The following is an 18937-nucleotide window of genomic DNA, read 5'->3' as shown; positions in this document are numbered from 1 at the left end:
TGGAGTTGGACGGTCAAAGTCGGCAGGCTCCTTTGCCCGGCTTGACGCGTATTGTCTCGACCATCAGCGGACGGTGAATACCACCGACTTCAAATCCTTCAACCGGCTGCTGTTGCCAACCATGACTTCGAATTCTCCCGGCTCAACGGTCCACTTCATATTGATGTCGAGAAGCTCCAGCTCCTGCTGACCGAGTTCAAAGGTGACCGTCGTACTTTCACCAGGCTCGAGGTATACTTTCTCAAAGCCCTTGAGCTCCCGCACGGGACGGGTGACGGAACTGAAGCGATCCCTTATGTAGAGTTGAACAACTTCGGAGCCTGCCCGTGTCCCGGTATTGGAGACGGTGACTTTTACGTTTGCGGCTTCGCCGAGTCGTACGCTGGCGGCGGAGAGGGTAGGCGGAGAGATGTTGAAAGTGGTGTAGCTCAAACCATAGCCAAAGGGCCAGGCAGCGGAGACATCATCGAAGAGGTAGCCCCGTCGTGCCGTTGGCTTGTAATTGTAGTAAGCCGGGATGTGGCCGACGGACCTCGGCAGACTGATGGGGAGTTTTCCACCGGGAGCTACTTTGCCAAAGAGGACATCGGCCACACTGTTACCCGTTTCTTGTCCGAGGTAAAAGCATTGGAAGACGGCGGAAGATTTCTCGATGAGGTTGGCAATGTCCAACGGGCGACCTCCGAACACAAGTCCGACGATCGGCTTACCGGTTTTAGCCAGTTCGTCGATCAGCTCATTCTGCAGGCCGGCCATGTCCAGCGTCGGGCGGTCTCCCCAGTGGCCTTCGGCCCAGGCTTCGCGGCTGGTGAGTTCGTTGCCACCTACGGCGAGGACGATCACGTCCGCCTGCCGGACTGCCCGGGCTGCGGCCTTGATCCTTAGCCGGTCTTCACTTTCCGGAATAGCGACAACGGGGTCCTTGTACCAGCTGCCGGGTTCTACTACCCGGGCGCCTTCGGCGTAGATGAGGTTTACGGAGTCAGCTCCGAGGGCGTTTTCCAGCCCGTCTTTGATGGTCACAAAGTGATCGGGCATGTCCGAGTATCCGCCGAGGAGCACCTTGTCAGCATTGGGGCCAACGACTGCGATGGTTTTTATTTTATCGGTAAAGGGGAGGATGCCGTCGTTGGTAAGCAGAATCATGCCTTCAGCACCAGCCTTACGAACCAGAGCATCGTCTTCTGCCGTGTTGTCCAGCACGCCGGCGGGGTCGGTGTAAGGGTTTTCGAAGAGGCCCCGATCGAACTTTTGCTGAAGAATACGACTAACGGCCTGGTTGAGGATCGCCTCATCCAGGGTGCCGTCGTTGACGGCTTCTACCAGGGCCGGGTAGGCTTCCCGGTCGGGGAGCTCAATATCAATGCCCGAGGAGATGGCCAGCACGGCAGCGGCTTTCCAGTTAAGGGCTACGGCGTGACGGTCGGTTAGTTCGCGGACGGCAAAGTAATCAGAGACGACAGCGCCTTTGTAGCCCCAGGTGTCCCGCAGCAGCGTGTTCAGCATCCAGCCATTAGCGTGGCTGGGTATACCGTTGACTTCATTATAGCTGGCCATAATGTTGCGGACGTTGCCCTTCTCGACGATGTGCCGGAAAGGGTAGAGGAAGACTTCGCGGAGCGTTCGTTCGGAGATGTTAGCCGGAGCGATATTATTGCCGCCTTCGGGTTCGCCGTGGCCGGCCATGTGCTTGAGGGTGGCAAAGACTTCACCTTCGTCCCATTTGTTATCGTCTCCCTGGAAGCCCAGTACTGCCTGGAGGCCGATTTGAGCGGCCAGAAAGGGGTCTTCGCCCAGGGTTTCTTCCACCCGGCCCCAGCGGGGGTCGCGGGCAACATCGACTACGGGGGTAAGGACGACGTGGCCACCACGGCTGGCGGTTTGCCGGGCGGCCGTGGCGTATAGCTGTCGGGTGAGGTCCCGGTTAAAGGTAGCGGCCACGGAAATGGGCTGTCCCCAGCTGGTGGCATTGAGTGCGGCCAGGCCATGGAGACTTTCTTCGTGGTTCAGGGCAGGAATACCGAGGCGGGTATTTTCCACGAGCCATTTCTGGATGGCGTTGGTAAAGTTGACTTCGTCAAGCCCGGAGCGGCCGATGGCCGGAGGGCCCTCCAGCTCGCTTGGCCGTGTGATGTGACCGATGCCGTGCGGCATAACGGCAAAAGCACTGTCTGCGTTGAAGCTGAAGTCTTCGTTGTAGAATCGTTTTTTGTCTTTCCAGACAGCCGTTACCTGAGCCACCTTCTCTTCTACGGTCATCCGACCAATCAGGTCTTCAATGCGGTCTTTAGTAGGCTGGCTGGCGTCTTTGTAGATTGCTTTAGTGAGGGATTCGCCCGCGGCTGGAGCAGAGGGTTCCGTAACGGCTTCCTCGTTATTGGTGCCTCCACAGCCATCGAGAGCCGCCAGGAATGGTAGCAGTAGGAAAAGTAAAAAGCGCATGATGATGCTTTAGTGTCAGTGTTAACCCAATATAGAATCTTGATGGCAAAGTACGGGAGTTTGGCATAACCTTGCTCCTTTAATTCCCATTGCATCCTGCGTATGCGCCCTGAAAACGATTGTTATTCCAAAAAATCTCAGAGTCGCCCTGACAAAGATGATTTTCGGTGAGTGTAAAGTGTCGTTAAGATGGTGTTGCCAGCAAATGCCTCGTTGCTGGAGCGAAGGGGAACAGGTATATTTATCGCAATTTATCCTAAACTCTTACAGAACCCCTTTTACATGTCGAAGTATTTATTTTTGGCCCTGCTTTTTCTATTGGGCCCTGGCCTTTTGGCACAGGCATCCTTTTCGAAGTTACTGGACAATTACTACCGTAGTTACTTCCCCGAGAAAATCTTTGTACACACTGACAAGTCGGTATACGCCGGCGGAGAGACCATTCTGGCTGCTGTGTACCTGGTGGACGGTCGATACCATCTGCCGGACAGTGTCAGTAAAACGATCTACCTGGAACTTCACGACGCACAGGAGGAAACGGTTAGCCGGAAGCAGATTTACGCTTTTGACGGCCATACTTCCGGAAGCATTTCGCTCCCGGCCAATATTCTACCCGGTTATTACCAGTTAACGGCTTATACCAGCTACCAACGCAATAGTGGGGTGAATACGCTTTTTCGGAAAGCGATCAAGATTGTTGGGGGACTGAAGGAAAGTGGAGGAATAGTCGCTCCGGCAGAAGATATAGTGCCGCTTAATGAAGCGCTTGCTGTGAATGACAACATAAGCCTGCGCTTTTTTGCGGAAGGCGGAGACTGCGTTGCGGGTATCCCCTGCCGGGTAGCCTTTGTGGCAGAGACTGCGAACGGGGAGCCATTGGCCATTGAAGCCAGCCTGCTTGATGGAGAGGGCAAGATCGAGGACAGTGTTTTTACGGAAACTACCGGAATTGGTACGTTTACCTATACGCCCGTGGCGGGTAAAAGCTATCGTGTCGTACCCGATGGGACACCAAAAGCGTTCGAGTTGCCGGAGGCTCTTGCCAGTGGTATTCATTTGGGGGTTGAGGTAGCTACGGACACGGTAAGGCTGCATTTGGCTACGAACACCGAAACCGGGCTGGAAGACGCTACGCTGCTGCTGCATTTACGGGGTGTCAACATATTTACCCAGGCTATTCCAGAAGAGTCTACGGAGCTGAATATCATGCTTCCCGTACCGGCGCTTCCTGCGGGCGTGATTGTCGCTACGGTTTTTGATGGAGCCGGGCAGCCGGTGGCGGAAAGGCTGTTTTTCGTTCCACCCGCGAGGAGTGAGCTTTTCGTGCAACCTTCCGCAGAGCGTTATGATTTCCGTGCGCCGGCCAAAATTCAGTTAGCCGCGCCCTACCGGGACGCGGCGGCGGACAGTCTGGCAGAATCCCGCATTAGCCTGAGTATTCTGCCCCGGGCTTCAACGGGCGGTCCGAAGGGAGATGATATCAGGACCTGGCTTTTACTCAACAGCGATATTGATCGGCCAGTACAGCATGCGCCGGAACTCCTTTTCGCCGGAGACGAAGCCGAACGTGCCCGCCGAACGGACGAATTTTTGCTCACCCGCGCCTGGCGGCGCTTCCGCTGGCCCGACCTGGGGCTACTGGATGATTTTAAACCTGATTATCTGCTGGAGCCGGGGCTTTACCTGCGCGGTCGGATGACAAAACTGGAGAACGAGAATGTTGCCCGCCCGGGTAAGCTCTTCCTGACCAGAATGGAAAACGGCTTTACGGCTCAGACCATGAGCGATGAGGAGGGGTACTTTGCTTTTGGCCCAATCATAGTGTTTGATACCTTCCCGGTGATGATCCAGGGGCGGTTTAAGTTTGGCAAAAAGAATCGGAACAATCCTGACATTGATCTGGAGGACAATAGCAATGTAAACCTGAAGCGGGTAGAGCTTGATCCGGTGATACTGCCTCCACTTACGGCGATGGATATGCGCTCCCCGGCCATAAAGGAAGAGGAGTCGGAAGAAGAGGAAAACGACTACGCCGAGATCAGCCGGAAGGCACTTACCGTTGCCCGAACCTATGATTCGCTGATCATTGATCTTGACGTAGTGGATATTACCGCTGCCCGCATTGACCAGGAAGAAGAGGTGAGGCAGGAACGGTCCAAACTGTATGGTGGCCAACCTGACACCCGGATAGTGGTAGCCGACAACCCCCGAATCCGAACGGCGGTAAATATTCTTGACCTTCTGCGGGGCTTACCCGGTGTACAGTTAACCAAAAATGTGGATAATGAGGACATTATCGTTATTCGAGGCAATAGTGGAATTAACGGCCCCGTAGAGCCGCTTTACTTTTTGGACGGGGTAGAAACCCGTTTCGAGCGATTGGTAAATATGCCGGTAAGAATTATTGAATTCATTGATGTGGTCAAAGGACCCCGGGCGGTTGGGCTTGGGGCGCCACCTACCGGTGGCGCCATTGTAGCGTATACCTATCAGGACGAGCGCGGCCGGCTGAAGGAGGCTGGCTTACTGGAGACGGAGTTTCAGGGCTACCAGAAAGTAAGAGAATTTGCCACTTTTGATGCCAGCCTTCCCGAAAACAGAAACCGCCCGGACCTGAGAACTACCCTGTACTGGGTGGCGGACTTGCGTACGAATAAGCGCGGCCGGGTTGATGTTGACTTTGTAACTTCTGACCAGCGAGGGCTTTTTACCGTTATCGCCCAGGGGCTTCGTAAAGACGGAACGCCTTTCTTTGGTAGTTGTGAATTCAGGGTGGGAGAGGAATAGCTACAAGCCCGCCAGCGTCTCAAAGAGCTCTCCACTATCGATCAGGGCTCCCTCTTCCATGATGAGGAAAATGTCCTGATCACGCCCCGTGGGCATATATTTACGCTCAGCGGAATACAGCTTAGGGCTCACGCCTTCTGCTTTCATGCGGGCAAACATCTCCTTGGGCGGGAGATCAGTTATGGTAAAGTCAATGCTGGTTGGTCCGTCGAGGAGAATGCCCCGCATTTCAATTTTGTCTGGTCCGGTTTTGTAGGTTCTCAGATCATTAGGCCGGCGATGAACCAGGTATTCTATCTTTTCAATGACTCCGGCAAACACGATTTGGGAAAATTGCAGGATGAATCCATCTGCTCGCCCGGGCTGCTCTTCCTTCATCTTTTGCCAGCTTCCGGCATCAATTCCGTTGACACTTAGGAATTTGACGAACTGATCGGTTACCTCCTCAAGCTCGCTCTTTCGCAGTCTTCTAAATTTCGTTTCTTTCATGGTTTGCCAAACAAGCCCGGCATTGTGTAGTTTTGCAGCTCAGGAAGAATTTTTACTTCCGACTGATCTAATACAGCTTGAGCATGTTTGATATCCCTGATTTTGGTAGCGGTGCCGTTTGGCTTTCTTTGCTAACCCTTACTTTTCTGGAGATCGTTCTCGGTATCGATAACATTATCTTCATTTCTATCGCATCGGACAAGTTGAAGTCTGAAGCAGACCGCAAGCGGGCCACTAATATTGGACTGATACTAGCAATGGTACTACGTATCGTGCTACTGTTCGGCGTCTCCATCCTGGTCGCTATGGAAGAACCCTGGTTTAGCTTTGACTGGGGCTGGGCAGCTGGTGGTTTCAGCGGTCAAAGCCTGATTCTGATCGCCGGTGGTATCTTTCTCTTGTATAAATCCACTTCGGAGATTCGGCACAAACTGGAAGGAGAAGAAGATCACGCCGGTGCCGGAGCTGGCAAAGGAGGAGCTACGCTAACCTCCGTAGTCGTTCAGATTACCATCATCAACATTGTCTTTAGCTTTGACTCCATCCTTACGGCGGTAGGGATGACGAACGGACTATATGGTGCCTTGATCGTGATGATCATTGCTGTTGTGGTCTCCGTTTTGATCATGATGCTCTTTGCAGTTCCCGTCGGTAACTTCGTCAACAAGAACCCAACGGTCCAGATGCTTGGCCTGGCCTTCCTTATTCTGATCGGCTTTATGCTGATTGCTGAAGGCGCTCACCTGGGCGATCTGGTTGTTTTTGACTCTCATGTCGGGACCGTTCCAAAGGGCTATCTCTACTTCGCCATTGCGTTCTCTCTGATGGTGGAATTCCTGAATATGCGTATCCGTCCAGGAAAGAAGAGTAAGCACGTTGAGCTGAATACCTACGCGGCTGAAGAAGCCGCTGCGCAAAAAGAAGGGTAGTACTGGCCCATATCGGTTCTGTTGTACCCTTTAGCGTGAATTAAGAACTAAAAAGGCATGCGACTCCCAGGGAGGGGAGCGCAGTCCGGCAGCGCGTGCGTGGTAGCCTTAAGGGAAGTCCGGATCTCCATCCGCTGGTTTTCTTTCTGGTTTGCGAGTACGGCGGCCCAGCCCGGGTATTCATCGCATAAAAAAAGCGGTCAACAATCATCAGCTCCTTCTCTGAAGGATAAGGTGATGATTGTTGACCGCAATGCTTTTACGGCAGAAGAATTGCTCTATTCTTCCTCGATGGTATTAAGCTTCTTTTCCAGTTCAGCGTCAGCTTCTTTTGCCCTCGTTTTCTTCTTGGCAGCGTCGCTTTTCTTGCGCTTCTTGGGTTGAATCATAACGTTCATCCGTCGCTTCTCCATTTTTGGCATTGCCTCAGCAGTACCAACATCTTCCAACTCCTTCATAAAACGAAGCAGGAGCAGTTCACCACGGTCTTTAAAGACAATCGAACGACCCCGGAAGTGTACGTAAGCTTTTACTTTGGCACCGTCTTCCAGAAACTCGCGTGCGTGACGAAGCTTGAAATTAAAGTCATGGTCACCCATGTTTGGGCCGAAGCGAACTTCTTTAACGACGGTTTTAACCGTGTTCGCTTTCAATTCCTTTTCCCGTTGCTTTTGCTGGTAAAGGAACTTTTTATAGTCAATGATCTTCGCAACGGGGGGCACTGCATTCGGGCTGATTTCAACCAGGTCCAACGCCATGTCCCGTGCCCAGCCTTTAACCTGGCGGGTATCATAAACATTCCCGGCAGAGATGTCCTCTCCGAGCTCAGCGGCAATATCCGCTACATTATCTCCGACTAATCGAACTTCCGGAACCCGCAACATATCATTGATGCGGTGTTTCGGTGCAGTATCTTCTCTGCGGAAAGTGCGTCTACGGCCGCCGCCTCTTCTTCTACCCAATACTTTGGTATTTATTTAAAAATGGGGTGCTGCCCAGTGTGCGGGCAAAAACCTTGTTAGGAAAATGTACTATAAGAGAAGGTACAGGCAAGAAAATAGTTCCCGATTTATCCCTTAACTCTCGTAAAAATAAGGTGAGCCGGAGAGAAATCCCTCCGGCTCACCCAAAAAATTATAGAAATAGCAATACTTAGCGCAGGGCTATTCTTCTACGTCGGAGCCAACGGCTTCGTTTTGCGTGATGCTCAGACCATCCTCATCTTCATTAAGAACGGCGATGAGCTTACTGCCTCCTTCGGGGTTATTGTTCAGAATGAACTCCGCCAGCGGATCTTCGATGTACTTCTGAATCGCGCGGTGAAGAGGGCGGGCACCGAACTGCGGGTCAAAGCCTTTTTCAGCAACGAACTTCTTGGCCGCTTCGTCCAGCTCCAGGCTGAATTCCAGTCCGTCAAGACGCTTGTACAAATCAGACAGAGCAATATCGATGATCTTGAAGATTTCCTCCTGACCGAGGCTGTTGAAGATTACAACGTCATCGATCCGGTTCAGGAATTCCGGAGAGAAGGTACGCTTCAGGGCATTGTTGATGACCGCTTTGCTGTTCTCCTCTGCGTTCTCCGTCCGGGCTTTAGTGGCAAAGCCTACTCCCTGACCAAAGTCTTTCAACTGGCGGACACCAATGTTGGAAGTCATGATGATCATCGTGTTCTTGAAGTCCACTTTACGGCCCATACCGTCCGTCAACTGCCCGTCGTCCAGTACCTGCAACAGGATATTGTATACATCGGGGTGAGCCTTCTCGATCTCATCGAGCAGAATCACGCTGTAGGGCTTGCGGCGTACTTTTTCAGTGAGTTGACCACCTTCTTCGTAGCCAACGTATCCGGGAGGGGCACCAATCAGGCGGCTGACGCTGAATTTCTCCATGTACTCAGACATGTCAATTCGAATCAGACTGTCTTCGCTGTCGAAAATGTACTTAGTGAGTACTTTGGCCAGCTCCGTCTTACCAACGCCCGTAGGGCCAAGGAAGATGAACGTACCAATTGGCTTCTTAGGATCTTTAAGACCTACGCGGTTACGCTGAATGGCTTTGGTTACTTTTTCGATAGCGCTATCCTGACCGATCACGGACCCTTTCAGGTCTTCTGCCATGCCGACGAGCTTCTTGCTCTCATTCTGAGCAACCCGGTTCACGGGGATGCCGGTCATCATAGACACTACCTCGGCAATGTCGTCTTCCTCAACGGGGTAGCGGCGGGTCTTGGATTCTTCTTCCCACTTTACCTTAGCCTCTTCGAGCGAACGCTGCAGCTTGCTTTCCTTGTCGCGCAGGTCAGCGGCACGTTCGTACTGCTGGTTCTTTACGGCCAGGTTCTTCTGCTCCCGTACTTCCTCAATCTCTCCTTCTACCTGCTCAATGTGCTCAGGGACGGTGATGTTTTTGAGGTGAGTGCGTGCACCAACTTCGTCGAGTACATCGATGGCTTTGTCCGGCAGGAAGCGATCCGTAATGTAGCGGTCGCTGAACTTCACACAGGCTTCGATGGCTTCGTCGGAGTAGTTCACATTGTGAAACTCTTCGTACTTGGACTTGATGTTGTTCAGGATGTGAACGGCCTCCTCCGCGCTTGGCGGGTTAACCAATACCTTCTGGAAACGACGGTCAAGGGCACCATCTTTTTCGATGTGCTGGCGGTACTCATCCAGCGTGGAAGCTCCAATACATTGGAGTTCACCCCGGGCAAGGGCAGGCTTAAAGATGTTGCTGGCATCAAGCGAGCCGGTGGCACCACCGGCACCAACAATCGTGTGAATTTCGTCAATGAAGAGAATTACGTCACGGCTTTTTTCCAGCTCAGTCATAATGGCCTTCATCCGTTCTTCAAACTGCCCCCGATACTTCGTGCCGGCCACCAGGGCGGCGAGGTCGAGCATCACAATGCGCTTGTCGAAGAGTGTCCGGCTCACTTTTTTCTCCTTAATGCGGAGGGCAAGACCCTCAACGATGGCCGTTTTACCAACACCTGGCTCACCGATGAGGATGGGGTTGTTCTTCTTGCGACGGCTCAGGATCTGACTGACCCGCTCAATTTCGGTTTCCCGGCCAATAATGGGATCGAGCTTGTTGTCATCCGCCAGGGCTGTAATGTCCCGGCCAAAGTTATCAAGTACAGGGGTGCGGCTTTTACTGCCACCACCGGGGCCACCTTTACGCTGGCCTCCCTGAAAGTTGCCACGGCCCTGATCGCCGTCGTCTTCAAATTGGTCACCGCCATCATCAGGAGCCTGACCCATGGGGAGGTCCATGTCTTCGGTGAAGTCTTTTTCGTCTTTCACGTAATCGAGTTCTGCTTTATAAATGTCATACTCTACTTCAAACTGACGGAGGATTTTAGCCGCCGGCAACTCTTTGTTGCGAAGAATAGAGAGTATCAGATGTTCGGGGCTGACAATCGTTGTCTTCAATGCCTTAGCCTCCAGAAAAGTTACTTTCAGGACGCGGTCCGCCTTATCGTTAAGCGGGAGTTGAGAGATGGTATTGCCGCTGGTCTGGCCACTGTTTCGCTGAATATTCTCGCGGATAGTGTCCTTCAACGCCTGGATATCAACGGCCAGGTTCCGTAATACGCGGTTTGCCAGGCTGTCCGGCATACTCAAAACACCCAGCAAAAGGTGTTCGGGGCCCACGTAGGCATGTCCCAGTTTTTCGGCTTCAATTTTGCCGCGGGCCATGGCCTTCTTTATTTCAGGACTGAATTCCTTTCTACTTGGATTCATTTTTATAAATTTTCTTTGGTTGGGGAAAGATAACGGGGCGCGGACGCTGGTGCAAGCAATGTTGAAAAACAGCAACGTTCCTAACATCGTCTTTCGTCAAATATAGGCTGTAATAAACGTGCCAGATGACGACTACTGACAAATAAACCTGACATTTCGCCGGTTTGCGGACAATTTGTACGGGACTTCGACAGCTTATTTGATGGGAACAATAAAGCCTAACTTTAGTTGGAGGAAAAATCGGCAAATTCTGATGAATGGTCCGGCTTTTGTTAGCTTTCCACTGATTTAGTCAAAAAAACTACCTTTGCGCCAAATAAAAAGATTATGAAATTCAGCCTCGATAAACAAGAACGCTACACGCTCATTAAGCCCGAAGAAGACAACCTCAACTCCGCCGTAGCGCCACAGTTGAAGTCCGAATTCGTCATTCTGGCTAATGAAGGGATCAATAACCTGATCCTTGATCTGAGCGCGGTAAAGTACGTTGACAGCTCAGGACTAAGCGCTATTCTAACGGCGCGCAGACTCTGGACCAACCTGGGCACCTTCGTCGTTACCGGCGTAGACCACCCCGCCGTGCAGCGTCTGGTGGAGATCTCTAAAGTAGACTCCGTACTAACGATTTTGCCAACGGTTTCCGAATCCAGCGACTTCATTATGATGGAGGAACTGCAGCGGGATCTTCAGGGAGACGGCGAAGAGTAGGGGACGATTCCCTGCTTGAGCAGCCCTTAGCGGTCAACAATTTGCTGGCGGCCTACCTTTTACGTCAAAGGGTAGCCTGCCGGCAAATTGTTGGCCGTTTTCAGTTTTAGCGGGCTTAAGCAACTTTACACCAAGGTCAGCCATTGTTCCTGGCAAGCACAAAACTATCTCCGGATGCGATTCGAATTAATCATCCTTGGCACCAGCGGGGCAGTGCCCGCTTACGGCCGGCACTGCTCGGCGGTTTTCCTGCGTTCGGAGACGACGGATGTACTCATTGACTGTGGTGAAGGGACGCAGTTTCAACTCCAGGCCGCTGGCCTGGGAATGGGGAAGGTGTCCACCATCCTGATCTCTCACTTACACGGAGACCATTACTTTGGCCTGCCAGGCCTGCTTAGCAGCCTGGCGCTCAACGGCAGACGGGAACCTCTGCGCATCATCTCCCCACTGCCCCTGCGCCCGCGCCTGGAAGCGCTCTTTGAACTGGACCGCTTTCCCATGCCCTATGAACTCACTTTTGAGACCTTCGCGGCGGAAGAACCGACCCGCCTGCCGGACATCGAAGAGCTTGAAGTGACGGCTTTCCCCCTCCGGCACCGGGTACTGACTAACGGTTACTTGTTGCGGGAAAAGCAGCGCCCGGCAAACATCATCAAAGACCAGATCGCTGCGCACGATATTCCCTGGACGGCCATCGCCGCCATCAAAAACGGTGGAGACTTTATAACGGCAAGCGGCGAACTCATCCCGAATCAGGAATTGACCCTCCCTGCTCCCGGGCCCAGAAGCTTCGCCTACTGTTCGGATACGGTTTACTTCCCGGAACTGGCTGAAGTGGTGCAGGGGGTGGATTTGCTTTATCATGAAGCGACTTTCCTCCATGATATGCAGGAGGACGCCCTCAAAAAAGGACACGCCACGGCCCTGCAGGCCGCTACCGTTGCCCGTGATGCAGCCGCAGGACAGCTCATCATGGGGCATTTCAGTAGCCGATACCCGGATTTGTCCGCTCATGAAGCCGAAGCCCGCAAAGTGTTTCCCAATAGCCATGCTGCCCGGGACCTGTGGCGCTTTGAAGTGGCTTTCGCGGGGCGGGGGTAGGGGGGGCAGGTTGCAGGGGGCAGGTTGCAAGTTGCAGGGGGCAAGTTTCAGGGTGCAAGTTTCAAGTTGCAAGTTGTAGGGTACAGGGTTGCAGGAGGCAAGTTTCAGGTTTCAGATTGCGACCTGTACCTTGCAACCCGCAACCCGCAACCCGCAACCTGCAACCTGCAACCCATAACCCACAACTTCCAACCTATGAAAACTTTCCCCGACAACTTCCTCTGGGGCTCCGCCACCTCTGCCTATCAGATTGAAGGGGCCTGGCAGGCCGATGGCAAGGGACTTCACATCTGGGACGTCTTTAGTCATACTCCCGGCCGTACGGCCAGAGGGGACAATGGAGATCGTGCCTGTGATCATTACAACCGCTATCCGGAAGACATCGCCCTGATGGCCAAAATGGGCCTGAAAGCCTACCGGTTCAGTATCGCCTGGGCGCGCATCCAGCCGGACGGTAAGGGAGCACCCAACCCTGCGGGCATTGCCTTTTATAATAAGCTCATTGATGAACTGCTGGCCAATGGTATTGAGCCCTGGATTACCCTGCATCATTGGGACCTGCCAGTAGCCCTTCAACTTGAAGATGACGGCTGGCTCAGTAAGCGCACGACGGATTACTTCGCCGCCTACGCCCGTATCTGCTTTGACTGTTTTGGAGATCGGGTGAAGAACTGGATTACCCTCAATGAGAGTTGGGTAATTGCCACTCTGGGCTTCCATGAAGGTATTTTTGCCCCGGGGCGAAAGTCCGACTCGGAGCCTTACTTAGTCGCTCACCACCTCATCCTTGCCCACGCTAAAGCCGTGAAGGTCTACCGTGAGGAGTTTCAGGCTGCCCAGGGCGGACAAATCGGGATGACCAACAACTGTGATTGGCGAGAACCCAAAACGGACAGTAAAGCTGACCAGGACGCCGCTCAGCGGTCGGTGGAATTTTTCCTTGCCTGGTTTGCGGACCCCATTTACTTCGGTGATTACCCCGCCGTGATGCGGGAAAGGGTGGGGGAGCGCCTGCCGGTCTTTACGGCAGAAGAAAAAGTACTGATCAAAGGGAGCTCCGACTTTTTCGGCCTTAACCACTACAACACCATGTATGCCAGTAACGTGGAGCCCGGGATAACCGTGGACAACTACGTGTACGCCAATGCCGGTGTTTTCAAAGATCAACAGGTGGCGCTTACGGCGGATCCCGACTGGGAACTGACCGATATGCAGTGGCCGGTAGTGCCGTGGGGACTGGGCAAGCTGCTGCTCTGGATCAGCGACCGCTACAATAATCCGCCGATTTACATTACCGAGAATGGCTGTGCTACTCCGGACATTGTGAAGGAAGGCAGCGTTGAAGACCCCCGACGGATTTCCTTCCTGAACGGCTATCTGGGCTCCGTTCATGATGCCATCACGGCCGGGGCGGATGTCCGGGGCTATTTCGTTTGGTCATTGATGGACAACTTCGAGTGGGCCAGCGGCTACGACAAACGTTTTGGCATGATCCACATCGACTTTGAGACGATGGAGCGGATTCCCAAGAGTTCGGCGAGCTGGTATGCGGAGGTGATAAAACAGAACAGTCTGGAAGGGTAAGCCGGATGTGCAGACTAAAGCCCGCCCAGCGAGTTCTTGAACAAGTAGACCTGTGATATGGAGTTGGTTGTAAGGACGCTAAGCAGTCGGCAGGCTGGAGAGTGCTCTCATAAATTCGTTATCCCTCGTACCTTCCCACCGTGAAAACCATCACCGTCAAAATCAGTAACCAGGGGATTCGTTATGGCAGTGGAACAATTCCCTGGACGGACACGAACCTGCCCGCCGGGAGCTTTCGCTTTCGGGAGCGGGAGGAGGTGTTTTGGGAACTGGCGATGACGGCCTACGACAAGGCTTCCGGCCGGCTGGTAGTCCGGGTGCTGGATTATGAAGCGGAGCCGGAGGGCTTTAAGGCCGAGCGGAAGATGAATAGTCCCGTGCGGCAACTTTGGCTGGCGCCCCTGGAGGAAGCACCCCTTAAGGCACAGCTGGCTTATTATCAGGCAGGGCCGTTGGCCCGGTTATTAGCAACTCCCATTGCTTCCGCAACTTCTCGTGGACCTGCGGCCGCGGCCCCAAAAGCGGAAGATTGGGAGGTGCCTTCTTCTACCCGAAGCGTTTCTTTCTCGGTGCCGCTGCTTGAGCTAACTTTCGTCAACGGAGGAGTGAAGGGAAGTGTACAGTTACCGGGACTGACGGATCCAGCAGACTTTAGCATACCCAATGACCATGTCGTTGCTGAGTTTAACACGATCAAACCTTTTTTCGTAAAGGCATTAAAGCGGAAGACCATCAGTGTAACGGCTGAGGTTCTGTTTACCAATGACGAGCCAGAACTAAGATCCGCCCGTTCGCCGCAGATTGATCGTATTGACGATAACATGCTGGAGGTTTTTCGTGCGCGAGGAGTCCGGCAATTGCTTACTCCAGATCGAATCACGACGGTTGACAAAAGCCTCTTCACCCCCGAAGATGTTTTTGAGAGCCTTGACGATAATGAACTCGGCAAAGCCATTTTGCCGCAGGATGGTCTCGACCTGCTGAACGAAATCCTGCGCCACAAAAAGGTCAGGAATGCCCGGCAGTTGGAATTTCTGGCCGGCCGCCTTCATCGGCAAGACCGTAAACTCCGCTTCGTACTTTCCCCGAAATTTGGCTTCGTCTTCGTCGCCGAAGGACAGGAAGGCCGTCATTTCATCCTTGAGTTACTCGACTCTAACGCTACTTACGTCTGGAGCCTGCCGCTGGAATGGCGAACGCTTGATGAGCAGTTCCGGGCCGTAGAGAAAGAGATTGCTGCCGTCGCCAGCATCGGGCGCGGGCAATATCGCCGCACGCTGCACTTTGAGCATGAGTTTTGGTTCGTTATCCACGAATCAGCGGACTCGGCGCTCGTCGGTGGTTTCCCGCGCTGGAAGAACCGGTTGTTGGAGGGGTTGGGGTGAGTGGAGATCTATCTCTCCCGCTGATGTAACTGCTTCTCCTGCAAAGGCTCGAGCTCAAGAAAGTCGTCTTCGTCTATCTCTGACTCAATAAAGGGCTCCGGTCGGGCAAAAGCCACGTCGACGGGTATCCGGAATTGAATGTTTTTTCCCCGCTTTCTGGGGTACTCCAGGTAAAACTCCCACTCGATGCTATTCGGGAACTGCCGGTAGGTGGCAGGTAGTGTTCCTAAGGGGAAAGGCAGCGGGACGCGGAAGTGTTTTCCCACCCGAACGGCGGCGTCACGAATGCGGACATTTTTTTTGAATAGATCTGTTGTTAGTATATCATCACCCGCCCCAATGACTTCCCTGATCCGAAAGCCGATCCAGGCATCGAGAAATTCCTCGCCGGCACCACGGGGCTCCAGGTGGAGGTGAGGGAAGCCTTTATGGTCCGTTCTTATCTCTGCCAGCAGGTGGCCAAAGAGATGACGGCCCACGTAATCGCCCTCAAGCATGTACAGGAAAGGCAGGAAACCAAGCAGAATAATCAAGGGGACGTAAGACGCGTCCGGCATGAGCATAGATGATGCAAAAAGAATTGCCATAAGGAAAAGCCACCAGCTGCGATCTTTGCCGTTCAGCAGTATTTGCCGGCCCGCAATGCGGTAGCGGGCATCTCCGCGGGAAACAGTAAAGGGGAATATCTCTTCTTTGAACCCAAAGGTTGACAGACCGTAAGTAGTGCCACCGAAATCGCGGAGGTAGGCATCTCCTGATTTCTCGTTTCGAATCCGGCTGGGGAATAATCTGACCTCCAGCTTATGGTCAATGCTAAAGCCCGGCCCTTTGAAGTCAAAATTGTCGAGCGGTTTGGCAAAAACAAAGGGGAGATAATTGGTGCCGGCTTTCAATTCCAGATCATTGCCGATGGTGGTTTTTTGATCGCCCATCCGGAGCTCAATGCGCCAGACGGCCAACTTGCCGGGGATGTCAATTCTTAGCTGGCCGCTCACAATATCCCCCACCAGAAATTCTCCGTCAGCTTTACTGAGATCGTCAAGGGTGATTTTTATGTCCTTTGCGGTTACCATTCAGGGGGAATATAGGGCGCAGCAGTTATGGAAGAGGATTGAATTAGACGAAGGTATTTATTACCCGGACAAAAGCAGTGCATTGGCTACGGCGGATGCTCAGAAGATCCACCGTAAGCCATTTACCCAGCTATAGGTAGTGTTTGGAACATCCGGTAAATCACGGCTTACCCGGGCATCGTGGGTGAGGCTGTATTGGGTCGTGAACCGGATGCGGTTGGTGATGGTCAGTTGGACGGAAAGGACGGAAGAAAGCCGGGTGTCTTTGAAGTTGGGCAGCCGGGGCTGGTAGTAAGTGGTACTGGCCAGAGTAAGGTTGGCCAGCGGACTGGCAGAAAGGGTGAGGTAGCTGCTCAGGCGATGATCCCGGTAAGTAATATTTACACCAGCCAATTCATCATATTCGTACATGTACAACAAGCCAAGGTAGGCGCGTCGACCTTCTCTTTTGTATAAGCGCCGCCGGATACCGGTGCCCGTAAGGAAACGAAGGTTAAGCCGTAGCTTTTCGTTGTACTGTACCTGGGCGAAGCTCTCCCAACGCCAGGGGTCTTTGAGTTCGTAACCATAGCGGAAGTGGCCAAAGCCGGCGTTGACTGCGTTATCGCCACTCACCTGAACGAGTTGATAATCCGCCAGGAAAAGGACATTGCCACGCTGGCCCAGCCGGTCCAGCCGCAGGCTCCCCTTGAGGGTAGTGACCAGTGAAGTATTTTTATTGATGTTGCCGCCCAGGTCCAGTTGTCCGTACCAGCCTAGAGTGTCAAGCTTTTTACGCTTATCCTCGATGTTGACGATCTGGGCGTTGACGATGATGGGAAACAAGAAAGAACAGAGAATCAGGGCGCGGACGCGGGTGCAGGGAAAGCCCCCAAAAAGCAGGGTTAAGGGGCTTGATCTATGGATAGAAGGCATTGTTCGGGGTATCAGTGGGATACCTCAAAGATAAGAAAAGACCCTCGTTGAGGAGCTCCCGCTCCGAAACACCCGAGCGCGAAGCGCGAGTTATGATCTAAGCCCGAAGAGTCGCTTTCTGCTTGGATACAAAAGGTACCCCCATCCATTGAGCAGCGCCGAAAAGCAGGCCGCTGAAGAGCAGGTTAGCCAGCAGGCTGTTAACCAGAAATGGAAGCCCGGCGGCAAAAGCTGCCATTAAGCCGGCAGCAGTTTTGGGGTACATCAGGCCACCGGCCCAAACGCCAAAATTGGTAACCAGAAAAAATACCAGAGTAGCACCAACGGCTGCTCCTCCTACCCTTAACCAGGAGAAAGATCGGCTTCGGAGGACTCCCATACCCAGTAGAATCATAAGCATAAGGCCACCATATACCCAGGGGCTTACGCCTAAGTAGAAACCTTCATAATACTGACCATACACCACATTGTTGAGCACCAGATCACTCAGGTAAAAAGCAACAAGTGGCACCGCTACGGCCAGCCATTTTTTAGGAAGAGCTGCAGCTCCAAACAATGCCATAGCTCCTACAGGCACAAAATTAGGCGGGTGCGGTAGTAGGCGGCTTCCAGCAGCCAGTACAATCAGGCCAATGAGAAGGAGTAGGGTAGGGCGACTGGTTTCTTTGGTCATTCTTCGGGTCTTTTGACACCGCAAATATAAGCAGAGGGAACTTGGAGGAATACATGGTGAGTTTAATATTCAGAGTACCAGTCAAGGTCAGGCGCAGGCGGCTCTGTAAGTAAGCTGTTCAAAAGAGAACATTACATTTTCTCCCGCTATGCAAGAAAAATGTTAGCTTTAAAAGTCTGTAATGGTGGTTTGAAAGTCCGATAAATTTAACACTACTCAGATGAGATAATTGACTACCCAAAGTCATTACGTTGTGGCCGGTATGGGCTTTCTAAACAGTATTTTGGGTTCGGCTCAGGCGATCATGTCTTCACAAAACTATACAAGTAAGGCGCTTTATGTGACCCGCCCGAATAGTGTTTCTCATGACGTGCCAACCGCCCTGAAGCAAGCATTCGCCGTTGAAAACTACTCCGGTTAAGAGATTCCCCGAGGATCGCCTCATGAACCTTTTGGAGCTCCTTAATGGTGAATCTTTCCGGTAGCATGTTTACCCCCACCAAAATAGTGTCGAGGTTATTCCGGAGGGTCAACAGTGCTTTATGCACGATTTGCTCATGATCAAACAACAGTTCCGGTAGTTTATCAATGGCGTACCACTCCAGCGAGTCCGACAGTTCATCAGGAGTAGGTTGGACCTTTGTATAATCAATCAGACTATAATAGCCAACGGATACGAAACGCTCCAGCATCCAGGGGACGTCCTCCGGGTCTGTACCGTTTGCCCGCAGAATGGTTCGCATCACGTCGGGCTGGTTGCGTTCTATACTCCCGAAAGTATGAAACTGTTCCAGGTGGATATGCTCCAGCCCGGTCCTTTCCCGCAAGCCCTTAAGAACGGCCCGGTCCAGATCTTCGTCTTTTCCCACAAAGCCCCCCGGCAAAGCGAACCAACCCGTGTTATGGTACTCGAGCAGGAGAATTTTCAACTCCTCTCCGGAAAAACCAAAGATGACAATGTCAAAAGCCAGATGAGGTAAAAATTTCGTGGTTCGTATGTCTTGCATAGAAGAGCGATTAAGCGGTTGCCATGGTAAGGAATTTTTTCGAGAGTAGGGCTGCAGGTGAAACTATTGTTGCGAAACGCAACAATAGGGGTTAT

General features: G+C 52.7%; 14 protein-coding genes. 6 read left to right on the top strand and 8 right to left on the bottom strand.

Annotation, left to right across the window (positions count from 1 at the left end; all coding sequences use genetic code 11):
* Positions 1–63: 63 nt before the first annotated feature.
* Positions 64–2442 (bottom strand): glycoside hydrolase family 3 N-terminal domain-containing protein, encoded by a 2379-nt coding sequence (locus BM123_RS16530; RefSeq protein WP_090170564.1) that lies wholly within the window; start codon positions 2440–2442, stop codon positions 64–66.
* Positions 2443–2724: 282 nt separating this feature from the next.
* Between BM123_RS16530 and BM123_RS16525 the strand changes: the two genes are divergently transcribed.
* On the top strand, positions 2725–5229 hold the full coding sequence (locus BM123_RS16525) for a TonB-dependent receptor plug domain-containing protein (RefSeq protein ID WP_175489430.1): 2505 nt from the start codon (positions 2725–2727) through the stop codon (positions 5227–5229).
* Here the strand turns inward: BM123_RS16525 and BM123_RS16520 are convergent, their stop codons facing one another.
* On the bottom strand, positions 5230–5718 hold the full coding sequence (locus BM123_RS16520; RefSeq protein ID WP_090170560.1) for a DUF6495 family protein: 489 nt from the start codon (positions 5716–5718) through the stop codon (positions 5230–5232).
* An 83-nt stretch (positions 5719–5801) separates the two neighbouring features.
* Here BM123_RS16520 and BM123_RS16515 point away from each other — a divergent pair, with 83 nt between their 5' ends.
* A complete protein-coding gene (locus BM123_RS16515) occupies positions 5802–6647 on the top strand; it encodes a TerC family protein (protein ID WP_090170558.1) in 846 nt (281 codons plus the stop codon).
* 278 nt (positions 6648–6925) lie between these two features.
* Here the strand turns inward: BM123_RS16515 and infC are convergent, their stop codons facing one another.
* Both infC and BM123_RS16505 read right to left on the bottom strand, forming a co-directional pair.
* Positions 6926–7609, bottom strand: a complete 684-nt coding sequence (gene infC / locus BM123_RS16510) for a translation initiation factor IF-3 (protein ID WP_090170556.1) — start codon at positions 7607–7609, stop codon at positions 6926–6928.
* Positions 7610–7810: 201 nt separating this feature from the next.
* Positions 7811–10393 carry an ATP-dependent Clp protease ATP-binding subunit gene (locus BM123_RS16505; RefSeq protein WP_175489429.1) on the bottom strand — a complete coding sequence of 861 codons (2583 nt, stop codon included), beginning with the start codon at positions 10391–10393 and terminating at the stop codon, positions 7811–7813.
* A gap of 327 nt (positions 10394–10720) precedes the next feature.
* On the opposite strand from BM123_RS16505, the gene BM123_RS16500 reads away from it, so the two are divergent.
* The 4 genes from BM123_RS16500 to BM123_RS16485 all read left to right on the top strand — a co-directional run bounded on the left by BM123_RS16500 (position 10721) and on the right by BM123_RS16485 (position 15174).
* The gene (locus BM123_RS16500) at positions 10721–11101 is read left to right on the top strand and encodes an STAS domain-containing protein (RefSeq protein WP_090170552.1); all 381 of its coding nucleotides are present in this window, start codon (positions 10721–10723) and stop codon (positions 11099–11101) included.
* Between the two features lie 174 nt (positions 11102–11275).
* Positions 11276–12205 carry a ribonuclease Z gene (locus BM123_RS16495; RefSeq protein ID WP_090170549.1) on the top strand — a complete coding sequence of 310 codons (930 nt, stop codon included), beginning with the start codon at positions 11276–11278 and terminating at the stop codon, positions 12203–12205.
* 195 nt (positions 12206–12400) lie between these two features.
* Positions 12401–13789 (top strand): GH1 family beta-glucosidase, encoded by a 1389-nt coding sequence (locus tag BM123_RS16490; RefSeq protein ID WP_090170547.1) that lies wholly within the window; start codon positions 12401–12403, stop codon positions 13787–13789.
* 140 nt (positions 13790–13929) lie between these two features.
* Complete coding sequence (locus BM123_RS16485) at positions 13930–15174, top strand: hypothetical protein (protein WP_090170545.1); 1245 nt, start codon at positions 13930–13932, stop codon at positions 15172–15174.
* Positions 15175–15182: 8 nt separating this feature from the next.
* Here BM123_RS16485 and BM123_RS16480 read toward each other — a convergent pair whose 3' ends face one another.
* The 4 genes from BM123_RS16480 to BM123_RS16465 form a co-directional block, all read right to left on the bottom strand.
* Positions 15183–16247: a hypothetical protein gene (locus BM123_RS16480; protein WP_090170543.1), complete on the bottom strand. Its 1065-nt coding sequence runs from the start codon at positions 16245–16247 to the stop codon at positions 15183–15185.
* 99 nt (positions 16248–16346) lie between these two features.
* Complete coding sequence (locus BM123_RS16475; RefSeq protein WP_090170541.1) at positions 16347–17162, bottom strand: DUF481 domain-containing protein; 816 nt, start codon at positions 17160–17162, stop codon at positions 16347–16349.
* Between the two features lie 97 nt (positions 17163–17259).
* On the bottom strand, positions 17260–17835 hold the full coding sequence (locus BM123_RS16470) for a DUF6580 family putative transport protein (RefSeq protein WP_090170539.1): 576 nt from the start codon (positions 17833–17835) through the stop codon (positions 17260–17262).
* Positions 17836–18137: 302 nt separating this feature from the next.
* Entirely contained in the window at positions 18138–18842 is a 705-nt protein-coding gene (locus tag BM123_RS16465; RefSeq protein WP_090170537.1) for an NUDIX hydrolase, read from the bottom strand.
* Positions 18843–18937: the final 95 nt, after the last annotated feature.

Source organism: Neolewinella agarilytica (genome assembly GCF_900110645.1).
Classification (GTDB): domain Bacteria; phylum Bacteroidota; class Bacteroidia; order Chitinophagales; family Saprospiraceae; genus Neolewinella; species Neolewinella agarilytica.
The sequence above is the reverse complement of the archived record's forward strand: the minus strand, read 5'-3'. Positions and strand labels throughout refer to the sequence as shown.

What these genes read in the sequence shown, in the direction of transcription:
- BM123_RS16515 (WP_090170558.1), top strand. Translation starts at nt 5,802, where the DNA reads ATGTTTGATATCCCTGATTTTGGTAGCGGTGCCGTTTGGCTTTCTTTG.
- BM123_RS16520 (WP_090170560.1), bottom strand. Translation starts at nt 5,718, where the DNA reads ATGAAAGAAACGAAATTTAGAAGACTGCGAAAGAGCGAGCTTGAGGAG.
- BM123_RS16470 (WP_090170539.1), bottom strand. Translation starts at nt 17,835, where the DNA reads ATGACCAAAGAAACCAGTCGCCCTACCCTACTCCTTCTCATTGGCCTG.
- BM123_RS16500 (WP_090170552.1), top strand. Translation starts at nt 10,721, where the DNA reads ATGAAATTCAGCCTCGATAAACAAGAACGCTACACGCTCATTAAGCCC.
- BM123_RS16475 (WP_090170541.1), bottom strand. Translation starts at nt 17,162, where the DNA reads ATGCCTTCTATCCATAGATCAAGCCCCTTAACCCTGCTTTTTGGGGGC.
- BM123_RS16480 (WP_090170543.1), bottom strand. Translation starts at nt 16,247, where the DNA reads ATGGTAACCGCAAAGGACATAAAAATCACCCTTGACGATCTCAGTAAA.
- BM123_RS16465 (WP_090170537.1), bottom strand. Translation starts at nt 18,842, where the DNA reads ATGCAAGACATACGAACCACGAAATTTTTACCTCATCTGGCTTTTGAC.
- BM123_RS16495 (WP_090170549.1), top strand. Translation starts at nt 11,276, where the DNA reads ATGCGATTCGAATTAATCATCCTTGGCACCAGCGGGGCAGTGCCCGCT.
- BM123_RS16490 (WP_090170547.1), top strand. Translation starts at nt 12,401, where the DNA reads ATGAAAACTTTCCCCGACAACTTCCTCTGGGGCTCCGCCACCTCTGCC.
- BM123_RS16505 (WP_175489429.1), bottom strand. Translation starts at nt 10,393, where the DNA reads ATGAATCCAAGTAGAAAGGAATTCAGTCCTGAAATAAAGAAGGCCATG.
- BM123_RS16530 (WP_090170564.1), bottom strand. Translation starts at nt 2,442, where the DNA reads ATGCGCTTTTTACTTTTCCTACTGCTACCATTCCTGGCGGCTCTCGAT.
- BM123_RS16525 (WP_175489430.1), top strand. Translation starts at nt 2,725, where the DNA reads ATGTCGAAGTATTTATTTTTGGCCCTGCTTTTTCTATTGGGCCCTGGC.